General features: G+C 62.7%; 14 protein-coding genes. 7 read left to right on the forward strand and 7 right to left on the reverse strand.

The window, feature by feature from the left end; all coding sequences use genetic code 11:
- Nucleotides 1-96: 96 nt before the first annotated feature.
- Together CO670_RS22795 and CO670_RS22800 are read right to left on the reverse strand one after the other, a co-directional pair.
- Entirely contained in the window at nt 97-1,452 is a 1,356-nt protein-coding gene (locus CO670_RS22795; protein WP_097592298.1) for an extracellular solute-binding protein, read from the reverse strand.
- Nucleotides 1,453-1,816: 364 nt separating this feature from the next.
- Nucleotides 1,817-3,022, reverse strand: coding sequence for an ROK family transcriptional regulator (locus CO670_RS22800; RefSeq protein ID WP_097592299.1), 1,206 nt, complete (start codon nt 3,020-3,022; stop codon nt 1,817-1,819).
- Between the two features lie 228 nt (nt 3,023-3,250).
- Between CO670_RS22800 and CO670_RS22805 the strand changes: the two genes are divergently transcribed.
- From CO670_RS22805 to ugpC, 6 genes are all read left to right on the forward strand, one after another.
- Nucleotides 3,251-4,489 carry an extracellular solute-binding protein gene (locus CO670_RS22805; RefSeq protein WP_097592300.1) on the forward strand — a complete coding sequence of 413 codons (1,239 nt, stop codon included), beginning with the start codon at nt 3,251-3,253 and terminating at the stop codon, nt 4,487-4,489.
- Between the two features lie 79 nt (nt 4,490-4,568).
- Entirely contained in the window at nt 4,569-5,453 is an 885-nt protein-coding gene (locus CO670_RS22810; RefSeq protein ID WP_097592301.1) for a sugar ABC transporter permease, read from the forward strand.
- Nucleotides 5,453-6,298, forward strand: coding sequence for a carbohydrate ABC transporter permease (locus tag CO670_RS22815; protein WP_097592302.1), 846 nt, complete (start codon nt 5,453-5,455; stop codon nt 6,296-6,298). Before CO670_RS22810 ends, CO670_RS22815 begins: the two co-directional genes overlap by 1 nt.
- Entirely contained in the window at nt 6,295-7,317 is a 1,023-nt protein-coding gene (locus CO670_RS22820) for an SIS domain-containing protein (protein WP_097592303.1), read from the forward strand. The genes CO670_RS22815 and CO670_RS22820 overlap by 4 nt, the downstream gene beginning before the upstream one ends.
- Complete coding sequence (locus tag CO670_RS22825) at nt 7,318-8,244, forward strand: PfkB family carbohydrate kinase (RefSeq protein ID WP_097592304.1); 927 nt, start codon at nt 7,318-7,320, stop codon at nt 8,242-8,244.
- Entirely contained in the window at nt 8,241-9,314 is a 1,074-nt protein-coding gene (gene ugpC, locus CO670_RS22830; RefSeq protein ID WP_097592305.1) for a sn-glycerol-3-phosphate ABC transporter ATP-binding protein UgpC, read from the forward strand. Before CO670_RS22825 ends, ugpC begins: the two co-directional genes overlap by 4 nt.
- A gap of 27 nt (nt 9,315-9,341) precedes the next feature.
- Here the strand turns inward: ugpC and CO670_RS22835 are convergent, their stop codons facing one another.
- The 5 genes from CO670_RS22835 to CO670_RS22855 form a co-directional block, all read right to left on the reverse strand.
- Nucleotides 9,342-10,169 carry a glycoside hydrolase family 16 protein gene (locus CO670_RS22835; RefSeq protein ID WP_097592306.1) on the reverse strand — a complete coding sequence of 276 codons (828 nt, stop codon included), beginning with the start codon at nt 10,167-10,169 and terminating at the stop codon, nt 9,342-9,344.
- 51 nt (nt 10,170-10,220) lie between these two features.
- Nucleotides 10,221-11,702, reverse strand: a complete 1,482-nt coding sequence (locus CO670_RS22840; RefSeq protein WP_097592307.1) for a lipopolysaccharide biosynthesis protein — start codon at nt 11,700-11,702, stop codon at nt 10,221-10,223.
- 78 nt (nt 11,703-11,780) lie between these two features.
- Nucleotides 11,781-13,025, reverse strand: a complete 1,245-nt coding sequence (locus CO670_RS22845; RefSeq protein WP_097592308.1) for a glycosyltransferase family 4 protein — start codon at nt 13,023-13,025, stop codon at nt 11,781-11,783.
- Nucleotides 13,022-14,368 carry a glycosyltransferase family 4 protein gene (locus CO670_RS22850; RefSeq protein WP_097592309.1) on the reverse strand — a complete coding sequence of 449 codons (1,347 nt, stop codon included), beginning with the start codon at nt 14,366-14,368 and terminating at the stop codon, nt 13,022-13,024. The genes CO670_RS22845 and CO670_RS22850 overlap by 4 nt, the downstream gene beginning before the upstream one ends.
- Nucleotides 14,368-15,105, reverse strand: a complete 738-nt coding sequence (locus tag CO670_RS22855) for a Crp/Fnr family transcriptional regulator (protein ID WP_097592310.1) — start codon at nt 15,103-15,105, stop codon at nt 14,368-14,370. Before CO670_RS22855 ends, CO670_RS22850 begins: the two co-directional genes overlap by 1 nt.
- A 471-nt stretch (nt 15,106-15,576) precedes the next feature.
- Between CO670_RS22855 and CO670_RS22860 the strand changes: the two genes are divergently transcribed.
- A complete protein-coding gene (locus CO670_RS22860; RefSeq protein ID WP_097592311.1) occupies nt 15,577-16,278 on the forward strand; it encodes a sugar transferase in 702 nt (233 codons plus the stop codon).
- Nucleotides 16,279-16,281: the final 3 nt, after the last annotated feature.

Genomic DNA, 16,281 nt, shown 5'->3' on the forward strand with positions numbered 1-16,281 from the left:
AGGCGCGGGCGGCAGCGCGCATCCGCGACTGATGGGGAGAACTTACAAAGACGCACCCGGCGCGCGAGGCGGACCGGGTGCGGCTCGATCAGGCGATCAGGGGAGCTGAACGTTCTTGTAGGTCTGCTGGAAGCGGCGCAGGAGCTGGTTGCCGCGTTCGGCGGCCGAGTCGAACGAGGCCTGGACGTCGGCATTGTTGACGAAGATGGCCTGCAGGCTGTTGGCGATCTCGGTGCGGACCTGCAGCAGGCCGCCGAGACGGATGCCCTTGGCCGCTGCATCGCCAGCCGGGGAAACGGTCAGGCTCTGAATGGCGAGTTCGCGGCCGGCGTAAGGCGCCTTGTCGTAGAAGCCCTGCTTCTTCAGATATTCGAAGCCGGAGTTGCGGACCGGGATATAGCCGGTAACCGTCGACCAGGTCAGGGCTTCTTCCGGCTTGGCGATGAAGTTGAAGAAGGCGGCTGCCGCCTTGTACTCGGCGTCCGAATGGCCCTTCAGAACCCAGAGCGAAGCGCCGCCGACATAGGAGCTGTGACGGGTTGCGTCACCATAGGTCGGGAGCATGGCAACGCCCCAGTTCATGCCCTGCTTGGCGGTGCGGCCGATATTGCCGTGGTCGCCGACCGAGGTCAGGATGACCTGGCAGTCGCCGGCGGCGAAGGCTTCGACGAAGGTCTGGCCGACGGCCTTGTTCTTGATGACGGCGAGCTTGTTGTCGTACCAGGACTTGAGGTCCTTGATGTAGCTGACGAGAAGCGGGTTCTTGTTGAAGACAAGCTCGGCGTCGAGGCCTTCGAAACCGTTCTTCTTCGTGGCGATCGGCTCGCCGTTGACGGCTTCGAACTGCTCGACGTACTGCCAGACTTCGTTGTTGGAGATGTCGAAGGCGAGCGGGCATGCATAGCCGGCATCCTTCAGAGCCTTGAAGTCCTCACCGGCTTCCTTCCAGGTCGCCGGAGCATGATCCTTGCCGATCTTGGCGAAGGCGTCCTTGTTCCAGTAGAGCAGAGCGGTCGAGGAGTTGAAGGGGAAGGAATACATCTCGCCCTTCGACGTGGCGTAGTAGCCGGCGATGCCCGAGAAGTAATCGTTCCAGTCGACGGTGTAGCCCATGTCGGCCATCAGCTTGTTTGCCGGGTAGTAGGCGCCGGAAAGCATGATGTCGAGCGTGCCGGCGTCGGAAACCTGGGCGATGGTCGGCTGCTTGCCGGCGCGGAAGGCGGCAATGGTGTTCTGCAGGGAGGCGTCGTAGCTGCCCTGGCTGGTGCAGACGACTTCGTAATCGGCCTGCGACTGGTTGAAGCGATCGCACTGTTCCTGGACACGCTTTGCGATGTCACCGGAATTGCCGAACCAGAAGTCAATCTTGGTCTTTTCGGCGGCGGCAGCCGGGCCAGCGAGAAACGCTGTAGCGAGAAGGGCGCCGACGGCGCCGAGAAGCTTGGCTTGCATGAGAACCTCGAACGTAAAAGAGACGCGCACTTTCAGCGCACGCCCTATTAGCTGGTCCAAATTGCCGCGGCCAATGAATATTCCATGACATGAAACAACCGAAATCGTGCCGTCACGAAACCTTCATGCGGATGTTATTTGCCACGGCTGAAGGCTATATTGAGAGAAGCCTTGCCAACCACCCCAGCGCACTGCCGAATAGTTATATCTATACCAGAATTCCTATAAATTTCAACGATTTTCAATATTTGCCTATACTTCGACAGAACCTCTTTATTCACTGGCAATGGTCGCTTGAAACTTACAAAGAAGGCCATTTTTCTGCTGTTGCACTGCTGTGCAACGCTCGGTTTCAGCCTCGAAATCAGCGGGGATCCTTCAAAATTGCAGCAAAATGCGGATCGAACGCCCGGCTGATCGGTCCGGCGGCCGCCCCGAGCGCTACCGACCAGGGATCGGCCATGCCGGGCTGCAGGCGCGGCAGGGTGCGGCCGCGCCTTTCGGCGATCGAAGGGAGCAGCGGCCCGATCGCCGCAATCAGCCTGTTCACCAGCCCTTCCGGCGCACTGCCGCAGAGGATCACCGTCTGCGGATCGAAGATCGTTTCGATCAAATGGATGCTCCAGCGCAGATCCGCCGCCGCCGCCCCGATCCAGGCCTCGATGCTCGGATCGCCCCTCGAAGCGAGGTCGTCGATGCGCGCATGAAGATCGGGGTCGGCGGGGTCGGCCGACAGATGCTGGTAAAGCGAGGCGAGCGAGGCGCGGTGTTCGAGCGGCGTCGATTTGCCGTCGGCAAAGAGCAGCGCCATGCCGATCTCGCCGGCATTGCCGTTGGCGCCGCGGTAGAGTTCACCGTTCAGGATGAGGCCGGCGCCGATGCCGTAGCCGACGAAGAGGCAGACGGCATGATCGAGGCCGTGGGCGGCTCCCACCATGCGCTCGGCGGTCGCGGCTGCGGCCGCATCGTTCTGCAGGCCAACATCGAGCCCGGTGCCTGCGGTGAGGGTCTCCAGCAGCGGAAACTTCTGCCAGGCCTCCATCATCCACGGATCGTCGCCGCTGCCGTCGATCCCGAAGGGACCGGGCATCGCGACGCCGAGGCCGACCAGCCGCGTCTCCGATTGCTGGACGATCGCGGCGAGCTTCGAACGCACGCCGGCGACGAGATCGAGAATGACCTTCGCGCCTGTCGACGGGCCTCCGGGCGGCAAACCGGCCTCGGCGCGCACGAGAACGCTGCCGACGAGATCGACGGCGACCGCCCGAGTCACATGCCGGTCGATCTGCAGGCCGATCGCAAAGGCGCCCTCGGGAACGAGCCGATACGGCGTCGAGGGCTGGCCCCTGCCCTTTCGTACCGCCTCCTGCGAACTGACGAGACCGTCGCGCTCGAGCTCCTCGATGATATTCGACACCGTCTGCTTGGTCAGCCGCGTCGCCCGCGCCAGATCGGCGCGCGAGAGCGCACCGTTGATCCGCAGGGCGTCGATCATCACACGCCGGTTATGCGCGCTGGTGCCTTCGTGATTGGTGCCGCTCTTGGCCCTGATCGGCCTGCTGTCATTCATGTGCAATTGCCTCTTGACTCCAGTAGAATGTTGAAGAAGTAATAAGTCAAGACAATTGACTTAATAAGGGACCGAAGAGTTCCAGGGAACGCAAGAAGCCGCACAGGGCTTCCAACGACGCTCCGAGATCACGAACCGGCACGTTTTTTCTCACGCGTGCCTTCTCGAAAACCGATGGCGGAAAATCCGCCCTCGGCCATGCGTAAATGTCAAAAACTGGAGGCTGCAATGCTGAAATCCTTGAACAAGACGCTTTTGGGTGCGGCCTTGATCGGCGCATCCCTTGCCCCGCATGCTTTCGCCGAAACGACGCTCAACGCGCTGTTCATGGCGCAGGCCGCCTACAGCGAGGCCGATGTGCGCGCCATGACCGACGCTTTCGCCAAGGCGAACCCGGATATCAAGGTCAATCTCGAATTCGTTCCCTATGAAGGCCTGCACGACAAGACCGTGCTGGCGCAGGGTTCCGGCGGCGGTTACGACGTCGTCCTTTTCGACGTCATCTGGCCGGCCGAATACGCCACCAACAAGGTGCTGGTCGACGTCTCCTCCCGCATCACCGAGGAGACGAAGAAGGGCGTGCTGCCGGGCGCCTGGACCACCGTGCAGTATGACGGCAAATATTACGGCATGCCGTGGATCCTCGACACCAAATACCTGTTTTACAACAAGGAAATCCTGGAAAAGGCCGGCATCAAGGCCCCGCCGAAAACCTGGGACGAACTGGCCGAACAGGCGAAGACCATCAAGGACAAGGGCCTGCTCGCCACCCCGATCGCCTGGAGCTGGTCGCAGGCCGAAGCCGCGGTTTGCGACTACACCACGCTCGTCAGCGCCTATGGCGGCGATTTCCTGAAGGACGGCAAGCCGGCCTTCCAGACCGGCGGCGGCCTCGATGCGCTGAAATACATGGTCTCGAGCTATACATCCGGCCTGACGAACCCGAATTCCAAGGAATTCCTGGAAGAGGATGTCCGCAAGGTCTTCCAGAACGGCGATGCCGCCTTCGCGCTGAACTGGACCTACATGTACAACATGGCCAACGACCCGAAGGACAGCAAGGTCGCAGGCAAGGTCGGCGTCGTGCCGGCGCCGGGTGTCGCCGGCAAGAGCGAGGCTTCGGCCGTCAACGGCTCGATGGGCCTCGGCATCACCTCCGCCAGCAAACATCCCGACGAGGCCTGGAAATACATCACCTTCATGACGTCGCAGGCGACACAGAACGCCTACGCCAAGCTCAGCCTGCCGATCTGGGCCTCCTCCTACGCGGACCCGGCCGTTACCAAGGGCCAGGAGGAGCTGATCTCGGCCGCCAAGGTTGGCCTCGCCGCCATGTATCCGCGCCCGACGACGCCGAAATATCAGGAGCTTTCGACGGCGCTGCAGCAGGCGATCCAGGAATCGCTGCTCGGCCAGTCGACGCCCGAGGACGCGCTGAAGTCGGCCGCCGAAAACAGCGGCCTCTGAGCCCGGCATGAACCCCGGGCGGCGCCTGTCGTCGCCCGGCTCGATTCCAATAACCTAAGAATGAAAAAGGGTCGCCTCGATGTCGGGCACATGGCTGACAACGCGCGCGTGGCTGTTGATGCTGCCGCTTCTCGTGGTCATGATCTGGGTCATCGGCTGGCCGCTGGTCGATACCGTCGGCCTCTCCTTCACCGATGCCAAGCTCGTCGGCACCGGCGGCAATTTCGTCGGCATCGACAATTACGTGAAGATGCTCTCCGGCTCGAATTTCCAGCGCACGCTGGTCACCACAGCCTGGTTCGCGATCGTCTCGGTCGCCGCCGAGATGGTGATCGGCGTGCTTGCCGCCCTCCTGCTGAACCAGCAGTTCCGCGGCCGCACGGCGCTGCGCGCCCTGATGATCCTGCCCTGGGCGCTGCCGACCGTCGTCAACGCCACGCTCTGGCGATTGATCTACAATCCGGAATACGGTGCGCTCAACGCCGCGCTGACGCAGCTCGGCCTGCTCGATGCCTATCGCTCCTGGCTCGGCGAGCCGGGCACCGCGCTCGCCGCCCTCATCGTCGCCGACTGCTGGAAGAATTTTCCGCTGGTGGCGCTGATCGCGCTTGCCGCGCTCCAGGCCGTGCCGCGCGATATCACCGCCGCTTCGCTCGTCGACGGCGCCGGCCCCTTCGCCCGCTTCCGCTTCGTCATCCTGCCCTATCTCGCCGGCCCGCTGATGGTGGCGCTCGTGCTGCGCACGATCGAGGCCTTCAAGGTATTCGACATCATCTGGGTCATGACCCGTGGCGGCCCGGCCAACAGCACCCGCACGCTCTCGATCCTCGTCTATCAGGAAGCCTTCTCCTTCCAGCGGGCGGGCTCGGGCGCGTCCTTGGCCTTGATCGTCACGCTGCTGGTGACGCTGCTTGCCGCCGGCTACGCCGCCCTGGTGCGCAAGACCGCCGGGAGTGCCGCCTGATGGAACGCCAGAGCCCGCTCTTTTCCGCTTTCATCCATCTTTGCGCGCTCCTGCTTGCCGCCGTCATCCTGGCGCCGATCCTGTGGCTCTTCATCATGAGCATCTCGCCGGCCGCCGACCTTGCGGCAAAGCCGCTGCGCTGGTGGCCGCAGGCGGCGGATTTCTCCCGATACCAAGTCCTGCTGTCGACGCTGGAAAACAGCGCCGGCGCCGCCTTCACCTCGTCGCTGCGCAACAGCATCGAGGTGGCCGGCATGGCGACGATCGCCGCCATTGCTCTTGCCATTCCGGCCGGATGGGCGGTGTCGCGCACGCCTTCGGTCGGCTGGTCGCTGTCGATGGTGATCGCCACCTACATGCTGCCGCCGGTGGCGCTCGCCGTACCGCTCTATATGGGTCTCTCCCATCTCGGCATGCTGAACAACGTCTTCGGCCTCGCCTTGGTCTATCTTACCATCCTGGCGCCCTTCACCACCTGGCTGATGAAATCGGGCTTCGATTCCATCCCGCGTGAGATCGAATCCGCTGCGATGATCGACGGCGCCGGCCTGTTCCAGACGCTGAGGATCATCACCCTGCCGCTCGCCGCCCCCGTGGTCGCGACATCGAGCCTCTTTGCCTTCCTGCTTGCCTGGGATGAATTCTTCTATGCGCTGCTCTTCACCTCGGACCAGCGCGCCAAGACGCTGACCGTCGCCATTGCCGATCTCGCCGGCGGCCGCGTTTCCGATTACGGACTGATCGCCACGGCAGGCGTGCTCGCCGCCCTGCCCCCGGTGCTGATCGGTCTCGTCATGCAACGCGCCCTGATTTCGGGGCTCACCAGCGGCGGTGTCAAGGGATGAACATGACAACGGAGAAAAGCCGGGCCGCCGGACTTGCGGCGATCGATCGCGAAATGGCGCGCCAGCACGCCGATGCGATTGCCTCTTATGAAGCCGCGGCACCCATGGCGGCAAGAGCCGCCGCCTCGCTTGAGAAGACCGGCCGGCTGCTTCTGCTCGGAATGGGCGGCTCGCATGCGGTCAACCGCGCCGTCGAGCCGCTCTACCGTGCCCTCGGCATCGATGCCGTCGCCCTGCCGCTCTCCGAACAGCTCGGCCAGCCGCTGCCGATCGCCGGCAGGACGGTCTTCGTCACCTCACAATCGGGCGAAAGCGCCGAAGTGGTGCGCTGGTTCAACGAGACCGGCGGCACTGAGGAAACCTTCGGCCTGACGCTCGAAGGCAGTTCCTTCCTCGCCGGAACCGCCCCCTCATTGGTCGGCAGCGGCGGCACCGAGCTCGCTTTCGCCGCTACCCGCAGCCTGACGGTGACCTTCGCCCTGCATTTGGCAATCCTTTCCGCCCTCGGCGAAGATCCGGCAGCCGCACTTGCCGTCCTCAAGGCGCCCGAAGACCATGACATCACAGCGGCGCTTGCCGCACTCGAAACAGTGTCGACCGTCGTCACCTCCGGCCGCCGCCTGCAAGGCGTCGCCGAGGCATTGGCCCTCGGGCTGACAGAACTTTCGCGCCGCCCCTGCTTCTCGCTCGAAGGCGGCCAGCTGCGCCATGGCCCGATGGAGATGCTGGGGCCGGAGATCGGCGTCGTGCTGTTCCGAGGTCTCGACGAAACCGCCGGCCTCGTCACCGCAATGGCGGTGTCCGCCGTCGAGACCGGCGCGCCCGTCATCCTGTTCGACGCCTCGAACGACGCCCCCGTCGCGGGAGCGGTGACGATCCGTTTTGCCCCGGCGACGGGCCTTGCGGCGATCTTCGCCATGCTGCCGGTCGCCCAGCGGCTGATGATCGCTTTTGCCGAAACCCGCGTGGAGAATGCCGGAACGCCGGTCCGTTCCACCAAGATTACCCGGAGTGAATGAATGCGGCCGCTTGCAGTCATCGGCAACGTCAATGTCGATCTCATCCTCGGACCGGCCGCCCCCTGGCCGAAGGCCGGCACGGAAATCATCGTCGATCATGACGAGCTCAGGGTCGGCGGATCAGCCGGCAACAGCGCGCTCGCCTGGCAGGCGCTCGGCATCGAATTCGAGATTGCCGCCAATATCGGCAGCGACCAGTTCGGCCGCTGGCTGGCGGAAGCCTTCGGCCATCGTTCCGAGAATTGGCCGGTACGCCCCGAGAAAACGACGCTTTCCGTCGGCATCACCCATCCGGACGGCGAGCGCACCTTCTTCACGACGACCGGCCATCTGCCGCGCTTCAGCCTCGCGGACGTATTCGCCGTCATCGACGGCGAAAGGCTGCGCGGCGGTTACGCGCTTCTCTGCGGCGGCTTTCTGACCGACGACCTGGCGAGCGAATATGACGCCTTCTTCGACTGGGCCGACAGCCACGACATCACCGTCGCGCTCGATACCGGCTGGCCGCTCGACGGCTGGACCGAAAAAAATTGCGATGCCGCCCGCGCCTGGCTTTCCCGTAGCGGCATCGCCCTCCTGAACGAGGTCGAGACGACGACGCTTGCCGGCGTCAACGATCCGGTCGAGGCCGCCCGTGAGATCAGGTCGCATATGCCGGAGGGCGCGATCGTCGTCGTCAAGCGCGGCCCGGATGGCGCCATCGCGATCGGGCCGGATGGCCTCCCGGTCTCGGTAGCCGCGCCCATCGTCAACGTCGTCGATACGATCGGCGCCGGCGATGTCTTCAACGCCGGTTTCCTGGCAGCACTGGCAGACGGCAAGCCGCTGGCTTCGTGCCTGGCGGCCGGAACGCAGGTTGCCTCGCGTGCCATCTCCACCCTTCCCCGCAGCTACGGTCCGTCATCCCAACAGGAGACCGTGCGATGAGCGCGCTCGACATCGAAAATATCCGCAAGACCTATGGCGAGGTGGAGACGCTGAAAGGCATCGACATTTCGCTGGAAAGCGGCGAATTCCTCGTGCTGCTCGGCTCCTCCGGCTGCGGCAAGTCCACGCTGCTCAACATCATCGCCGGCCTTGCCGAGGCGACGAGCGGCGATGTCAGGATCGGCGGGCGGTCGGTGCTCGGTGTGCACCCGAAGGACCGCGACATCGCCATGGTTTTTCAATCCTATGCGCTCTATCCCAATCTGACGGTGCAGCGGAACATCGGCTTCGGCCTGGAAATGCGAAAAGTGCCGACGCCCGAGCGCGACAAGGCGGTGCGCGACGCCGCCAAGCTCCTGCAGATCGAAAACCTCCTCGATCGCAAGCCGAGCCAGCTTTCCGGCGGCCAGCGCCAGCGCGTCGCGATCGGCCGCGCACTGGTGCGCAAGCCGGAAGTGTTCCTCTTCGACGAGCCGCTCTCCAATCTCGACGCCAAGCTGCGGATGGAAATGCGCACCGAGATCAAGCGGCTGCATCAGATGCTGAAGACCACGGTCGTCTATGTCACCCATGACCAGATCGAGGCGATGACGCTGGCAAGCCGCATCGCCGTCATGCGCGACGGCCGCATCGAGCAGCTGGGCACGCCGGAAGAGATCTACAATCATCCGGCCACGCTCTATGTCGCGACCTTCGTCGGCGCGCCGCCGATGAACCTGCTGAAGGTGACGGTGCGTGACGGCCGGCTGATGCTTTCAGGATCCGATGCCGGCCTGCCCTTGCCCACCCGTTTCCGCGAGGCGGCCGGCGACGGCCGTGACCTGATCCTCGGCATCCGTCCCGAAGCGCTCCGCACGGACGGAGCCGGCCCGTCGATCGAGGCGACCCCGGAGGTCGCGGAACTGACCGGCCCCGAACTCGTCGTGACCGCGCTCGCAGGAAACCAGCGGCTGATGGCCTGCCTGCCGCCGCGCACGGCGATCCGCGACAGCCAAAAGCTCACGCTCTTCTTCGATGAGGAGGCGATGCATCTCTTCGATCCGCAAACAGGTCTCAGCTGCCTGGGCTGAGATGGAGCGGCCGAAGCGGTCGTTCGTTCAATTCCCCGCGTCGGCAGGCTTCCGCTTGTAGACGTGGATATAGTCGACCAGCAGAATGGAAGGGTTCGGCGTTTCGTCGATCGGCCAGCCCGAGCCGAGCGCCAGGTTCACCAGCGGATAGAACGGCATGTGGAATTCCTTCGGCGTGTCGAAGCTCCAGAGGTATTCGCGATCCAGATAGAAGGTCGTTTTGTCGGCCTGGATGTCGACGCCGTAGGTATGATACTCGCTGTTTAGAATTCCATCCTGGACGGTCTTCCAGTAGCCGCCGTTGGAGTTCTGGCCGCCATGGGCCTGGCGCCAGATATGAAAGCCCATGCTGAATTCGTAGGGCGCGCGTCCGTAATATTCCAGGACGTCGATCTCGGCGGTGTATTTCGACCGGTCGAGTCCGATGAGCCAGAAGGCCGGCCAGACACCCTTGCCCGGCGGCAGCTTCATCCGCGCTTCGAAATAGCCGAACTGCTGCGAGAACCCCTCGCCTTTCGGGTTGACCGCCGACAGCAGGCCCGAGCGCCAGGTTCCGTCCTCTCCCTTGCGCGCTTCGATCTTCAGGATTCCCTGATCGGTGGTGAACGGAAAGCCCGGGGCCGGATCCGTGAAGCGGGCGTCACCGAAATCGCCGTTCCAGGGCGTATGGGCGATCCAGCGGGAGCTTCTCTCGCCCCATGCCGAAACGTCGAGACTGTCGAAATTCTCCTCGAACATCAGCTGGTAGGCATTCATGTTGATCGGCTCCTGGGCGACGCTCGGCTGGCCGGGCAAAGCCCCCAGACCGAGAACGACGAGCAGACCAAGAGCCTTAGAAGATATCCCGTAATGCATTTCGTTCCTCCGAAAACGCCAAACCCAATCATTGGACTGCACCTGTTTCCATCATGAGGTGAGAACCCCGTTACGCCGCGGCGTCAGCCTTTGAACGACGATCGTCTCGATGCCGTCGGGCCTGCCGACGATCTGCCACAGCAGCAATGCGAAGGCCCAGAAAATCCCCACCGCCGCCCCGCCGCACAGCGCCAGGCCGGCGATGAGATTGAAGCCGACGGGCATCGCGGAGAGCATCGGCTGCACCCAGAGCAGGAAGACGATCATCGGCAGGCTCGCGGCCAGCGGACGGCAGAAGGAGCTCAGCTGCGCGACAAAACTCGCGCCGATGAGCCGCCGCGTGATGACGAGCGATGCGGCATAGGCGACGAGCACGGCCACGATCCGCGCCCCGAGCGCCCCCGCCACCTGAAAATAGGCAATGCCGAGGATGGCGACCGGCACCCGGACGGCGAATTCGGCAAACATCCTCAGAGCCAGCGAACGGGTATTGTCCAACGCCATGGCCAAAGCCGGCATGATGTTGGTGGGAAGACCCAGCAGGCTGACAAGGCAGAGCCATTGCAGGATCGGCGCAGCGGATAGCCATTTCTCGCCGACGAGGACGCGCACGGTCGGCTCGGCGAGCATGGCGAGCGCGATGAGAACGGGCGCGGCAACGAAGCTGATCGCATTCGTCGCCTTCAGATAGGCAGTCACCAGATTGCGACGGTCTTCGACGGTGGAAAATGCCGCCATCAGCGGGCGCAACAGCGGCCCGACGAAGGTCTGGTACGGAATCCCGGCAATATTGTCGGCAACGCTGAAGGCACCGAAGGTCGACAGGCCGGTAAAGCGCGGCAGCAGCAGCCGGTCGAGTTGCCAGTTGATCGAATTCAGCACCTGCGACACGGTGTTCCAGCTGATCATGTCCTGAAAGTGCTTCCATTCCGAGAGACTGAAGGCCGGCCGCATCGGCGCAAAGATGTAAGAGGTGATCATCGCCGCAGTCGGACCTGCGACCGCTCCGGCCGCCAGCCCCCAATAGCTGCCGGTCGTGACTGCCACGCCGACCCCGAACAGCAATGTCGAGCCCTTGGTGATGAGATCGAGCGCGAATTCGCGCTTGAAATCGAAGCGCTGCATGAAGAGCACCATGCGCGGGCTGATCATGCTGCGCATGGCAGGCGCGATCGAGAGAACGGCGACAAGGGCAAAGAGCCGGGAATCGTCGTAGATCACCGCCATCGGCCAGGAGATGATGATCATCAGCAGGCTGATGGCAGTCCCTCGCAGCAGGCTGAGGGTGAAGGCCGTGGCAAACATCTTGTCCGAAGGCGACGGCTGGCGCATCAGGGCCTGCGTCAACGGCAGATCCAGCACCGTTTCGACGATCACGAGCACCGAGGTTGCAATGGCGACCAGGCCGAAATCCGCCGGGCTCAAAAGCCTCGCCAGAATAAGGAGACTGACGAAATCGAGCAGCCGCGCCAGGAATTTTCCGCTGACCGTCCAGATGCTCGCCGTCGCCGTCCTTTGAGATACGCTTGACATGATCTGCTATCATTCCTCATCGACGGTGTGAGACGGTTTCGGTCGCGGCAGCAAAACAGGCAGCTCCGTTCCCTGCCTTCAGCCCGGCCGTCTTCTGAAAACGTCGGCGGATCGGTCGCCATGGTCGGACAGCTGCTGCTCGATGAGATTGCTCAGCCGGTCGCGGAACACGGCGGAGGAGAATTTCAGCGCGTGTGCGCGGATCGCATGCGGATCGATATCGTCCTCGACCTCTTCGAACGCCGCCATCGTTTCCAGCAGAGCTTCCGTCGTCTGCTCGGCGAAACGGAAGCCGACCTGCGGCGAGGAAACGGTTTCTCTGGCGCCGCCGGCGTCGAAAGCGAGAACCGGACGTCCCGATGCCATGGCCTCCACCGGCAGGATGCCGAAATCCTCGGTGCCCGGAAACAAGAGGGCACGGCATCGCGACAGGTGATCGCGCAGCACGTTGAAGGGCTGATGGCCGAGAAACTCGACGGTCGGTCCGGCAATCGATTTCAGATAGGGCAGCTGCTCTCCCTCGCCGATCACCACCAGCTTGCGACCGGCTTCGGTGCAGGCGCGAACGGCTATATCCGGCCGCTTGTAGGTCGTCAGCTGTCCGGCATAGAGATAGAATTCGCCTTTCCCCTTCCCCACCGCAAAATCGTCGGTCGCAACGGGCGGATGGATGACGACGGAATCCCGGTCGTAAAAGCGCCGGATGCGGCTTGCGACATAGTCGGAATTGGCGACGAACATATCGACCCGCGAGGCGGTCGTCACATCCCAGGCGCGCAGCATCGGCGCGGTGATCGACATCAGGGCGCGGCCGACCCAGGGAAGACCATGGCGATAGACATGGAACTGGTCCCAGATGTAGCGCATCGGCGAATGGCAGTAGCAGACATGCAGCGCGTCGGCGCGTGTGATGATGCCCTTGGCCGGCCCGGATTCACTCGACAGCACGAGATCGTAATCCTGCAGATCGAACTGCTCGAGCGCGAAGGGCATCAGCGGCAGCATCTTGGTATAATGCCGCTGCGCGCCGGGGATCTTCTGCAGGAAGGACGTGCGGATGTTGCGCGTCTTCAGGAAATCGCTGATGCGATCCCGGTTGCAGACCAGGGTGAAGATGTCGGCTTGCGGAAACATGCGGCAAAGCTCTTCGACGACCTTTTCGCCGCCGCGCATCGAAACGAGCCAGTAATGCACGATGGCGACGCGGAGCTGCCTGCCGTCGCTTGCGCTTCCGGCCTCCACGACACGCCGTTTCGCCATGACGGGTGCGTCAGCGAGAAACGCTCTTGCATCGGGAAGGGAGGTTGTTGCTTTAAGGGTCAACTGAATACTCCTTGTATCGCCACACCGTTTGTCGGCTCGCGAACCGCATGCGTCGAAATCAGGCCGTGATATTCGGCAAGAAGCGCGTCGCGCCATTCCTCATGTGTCGAGGCGAGATCGGGCGACATCAGGAAAGCCCGCTCGCTCATGGCGCGGACCTCATGCCTCGGCATCTGGCTGAATCGCGTCAGCGTATCTGCAAAGGCGCTTTCATCCGCCGTATCGCAGGCAAGCGCCATGCCGGCACGTTCCATTTCCTCGGCCAGAAAGGCGCCGCGCGACATGATGACGGGCAGGCCGCTGCGGGCCGCTTCGATAGCGACGAGACCGAAGGGTTCGGGATAGCGCGACGGCATCAGCAATGCGCGCGCCTTGCGGATCGTCGGGCCGATCTCGGCATGCAACTGCCAGCCGAGCGCCCGGACGTGATCTCCGGAGGCCGCCACCTGCGGCATCAGTGGCCCGTCGCCGATCACGCAGAGTCTGACGCCGGCCCGGCGCGTGGCGGCAACGGCGTCTTCGATGCCCTTCTCCTCGTCCAGCCGGCCGATGAAGACGAACTCGTCGTTCGCCTCAGCCTCGATGCGCTTGATCGACAAAGGCGCGACGGGATTGCGGATCGTCGTCAGCCGTTCCGGCCGATAGCCGGCACCGACGAGGAAGCGCGCCATCTTCTCGTGCAGCAGGATGATCCGGCCGAACTCGGCCCGATCCCTCAGCAGCCGGAGGATGTTGGAGCCGCGGGCGACCCGCCATAATTTGTGCGAATAGCTCCGCTTGTCGCAGGCCGTCACAACGCAGCCGGCACCGAGCGGGCGGCGAACACAGGTCTGCTGGGACTGATAGTCGAAGAAGGCGCCGTTCGGACAGGCGGTGAAGAAATCATGCGCATGAACGGCGCACCGGCCGGCGACCGGCGCCAGCGCCTTGAACAGTGCGGGAGACAGGATCTGATGCCAGCCATGGACGTGGTAGACGGTATGCGCGGTATCGTTTGCCGCAATCCAGTCCGCCACCATTCGCACGGCGGCGCCGTTGTGGATGCCGGTCACGAAGGCCTTCGCACGCTCGGCGCTCAGCAGGTCGCGGCTGTGGAGGCCGACCATCGAGACCCCGAGCGCGACAAGCTCCGCATTGGCCGCGTCATCGCCGCAAATATAGGTCACGGGAATATCGAGGCCGCGAAACAGCTTCGCTGACAGCACTGCCAGCGCCGTCGCGCCGCCTCTGGCCGTCGAGTAGTCGTCGATGACGACCACGCGATCGATCCTTGCCCTGCCGGGGCGGGGGAAACGGTTGACATTTGCGGCGAGTTTCAGGGCCTCGGAAAGCGACGGACGCATCACTTCACCGACATCGCGCCATTGGCACAGGCTTCCAGAGCCCTGCGGTTGAGGATTCGGATCTTGCCCTGCCCTCCGTCGATGATCTTGCATTCCCGCAGGCGCCGCAGGCACTGGTTGACCTTCTCGCGGGACGCCGGCAGCGTTGCGGCCAGGTCGTTTTGCGAAATGATCAGTTCGTCGCCGCTGTTTGCCGCATCTTTCCCATAGACCGCGGAAAGCCGCAGCAACGTGCTGGCCAGCCTCGACTGCAGCGTCGAGGCGGCATTCGATATGATCCGCTGCTCGAGCTCCGAAATCCGCGCCAGCGCCCTGGAGAAAACCTTCTCGCGAAAGCAGGGGTCGCTGGCATACATGTCGCGCAGCAGCCGGCCTTCGAAGAAATGCAGCTCGCAATTGGAGCCGGCCCGGTATTCAAGGGTCAAGGTCTGCCTGCGCAGCACCTCGAGCTCGCCGATGAGACCTGCTTTCGGAATGATCTCGACGATGAATTCCCGGCCGTCGGGAAGCATCGTGCTGGCGCTGACCAGCCCCGAATGCACGCGCGCGAACGTATCGACGAGAACGCCCGCCCCGGCGATGATTTCGCCCCGGCGAAAACGCCGCACGCTCGAGCGGCAGGAAAGAAATTCATCGTCGAGAACGATACGGCTGCTGAGATGAATGCCCCTGCCGGCAGAAATCGCTGCCTTGCCGATGCCGACCCTGCGATCCGATAGATGCGTCGCTCCGTCCATGCGCAAAACTCCCAGTACCCGGAATGACCATAAGCAATGCTGCACTGCATCATTTATATTGCGTTAATATCGAAGTCAAATAACACCACCGAGAGACAGTGAAAATGTCAAGTCTACATTTAACTTTCAGATAGAAATACATCGACAAACGAAATCAAAAGCTTCAACAATCCAGAAAACGATCAAAATTCTAAATACATATGCCTATTAAAGTGACTTAATGAACTAAAAATAAGCAATAGCTTAAATGAAGATATCAAATTTATAAATGAAAAACACATATTGATCACCAACAGTTAGGTTATATCGCCGTTAAAATGAGAAGAAGGTTTATCGCGGGACAGTCGAAATTATCTTGCGCCGGTTAGTAGCATAAAGAATTTGTTAGGCATTATGACCTTGGTAACAGACAACCAGAGTGCGGCGCAGCAAACTTTGAACGGTTCTTAACCGATGTTCTGGAGGCGGCCGATGACATGGGAAGCACATAGTTTCGAGGCATGGTCGCGTGTCGGAGGTCCCGCGAATGGCGGCGAGCTCCACGCGTCCCGGCCTCGTGCAGCAGGCAAATCATCGAAGCGCGCAATCGACCTCGTCGTCGCGATCACCGCTCTGGCCCTGCTTTCTCCGCTTCTGTTGATCATCGCAATGATCGTGAAGCTCAGCGATCGCGGTCCCGTCTTCTATTCCCATACGCGCATCGGCGTCGGCGGCGCGGCCTTCGGATGCCTCAAGTTTCGCACCATGAAGACCGACGCCAGTGCCCAGCTTGCCGAACTGCTGCAAAACAATCCGGCTGCGCGGGTCGAATGGGAAACGACGCGCAAGCTGAAGGACGATCCGAGGATCACCGCCATCGGCGATATCCTCAGGCGGTCGAGCATCGACGAGCTTCCCCAGCTGATCAATATCGTGCGTGGCGACATGAGCCTCGTCGGACCGCGGCCTGTCACCGCCGAGGAATTGCCCCGCTACGGCGAGCATATATGGGCCTACATGGCCGTACGCCCGGGCCTGACCGGCCACTGGCAGACGAGCGGGCGCAACGACGTCAGCTACGAGCACCGGGTCTCCCTCGACGTCCATTATATCAACAACTGGTCGCTCGGCCGCGACTTCGTCATCATCGCCAAGACCATTCCCGCTCTGTTCTCGCAGCGCGGCTCGTACTGAGCG

The organism is Rhizobium sp. J15, from assembly GCF_002531825.1.
Lineage (GTDB): Bacteria > Pseudomonadota > Alphaproteobacteria > Rhizobiales > Rhizobiaceae > Rhizobium.

What these genes read in the sequence shown, in the direction of transcription:
- CO670_RS22835 (WP_097592306.1), bottom strand. Translation starts at nt 10,169, where the DNA reads ATGCATTACGGGATATCTTCTAAGGCTCTTGGTCTGCTCGTCGTTCTC.
- CO670_RS22825 (WP_097592304.1), top strand. Translation starts at nt 7,318, where the DNA reads ATGCGGCCGCTTGCAGTCATCGGCAACGTCAATGTCGATCTCATCCTC.
- CO670_RS22815 (WP_097592302.1), top strand. Translation starts at nt 5,453, where the DNA reads ATGGAACGCCAGAGCCCGCTCTTTTCCGCTTTCATCCATCTTTGCGCG.
- CO670_RS22820 (WP_097592303.1), top strand. Translation starts at nt 6,295, where the DNA reads ATGAACATGACAACGGAGAAAAGCCGGGCCGCCGGACTTGCGGCGATC.
- ugpC (WP_097592305.1), top strand. Translation starts at nt 8,241, where the DNA reads ATGAGCGCGCTCGACATCGAAAATATCCGCAAGACCTATGGCGAGGTG.
- CO670_RS22805 (WP_097592300.1), top strand. Translation starts at nt 3,251, where the DNA reads ATGCTGAAATCCTTGAACAAGACGCTTTTGGGTGCGGCCTTGATCGGC.
- CO670_RS22810 (WP_097592301.1), top strand. Translation starts at nt 4,569, where the DNA reads ATGTCGGGCACATGGCTGACAACGCGCGCGTGGCTGTTGATGCTGCCG.
- CO670_RS22860 (WP_097592311.1), top strand. Translation starts at nt 15,577, where the DNA reads ATGACATGGGAAGCACATAGTTTCGAGGCATGGTCGCGTGTCGGAGGT.
- CO670_RS22855 (WP_097592310.1), bottom strand. Translation starts at nt 15,105, where the DNA reads ATGGACGGAGCGACGCATCTATCGGATCGCAGGGTCGGCATCGGCAAG.
- CO670_RS22840 (WP_097592307.1), bottom strand. Translation starts at nt 11,702, where the DNA reads ATGTCAAGCGTATCTCAAAGGACGGCGACGGCGAGCATCTGGACGGTC.
- CO670_RS22795 (WP_097592298.1), bottom strand. Translation starts at nt 1,452, where the DNA reads ATGCAAGCCAAGCTTCTCGGCGCCGTCGGCGCCCTTCTCGCTACAGCG.
- CO670_RS22850 (WP_097592309.1), bottom strand. Translation starts at nt 14,368, where the DNA reads ATGCGTCCGTCGCTTTCCGAGGCCCTGAAACTCGCCGCAAATGTCAAC.
- CO670_RS22800 (WP_097592299.1), bottom strand. Translation starts at nt 3,022, where the DNA reads ATGAATGACAGCAGGCCGATCAGGGCCAAGAGCGGCACCAATCACGAA.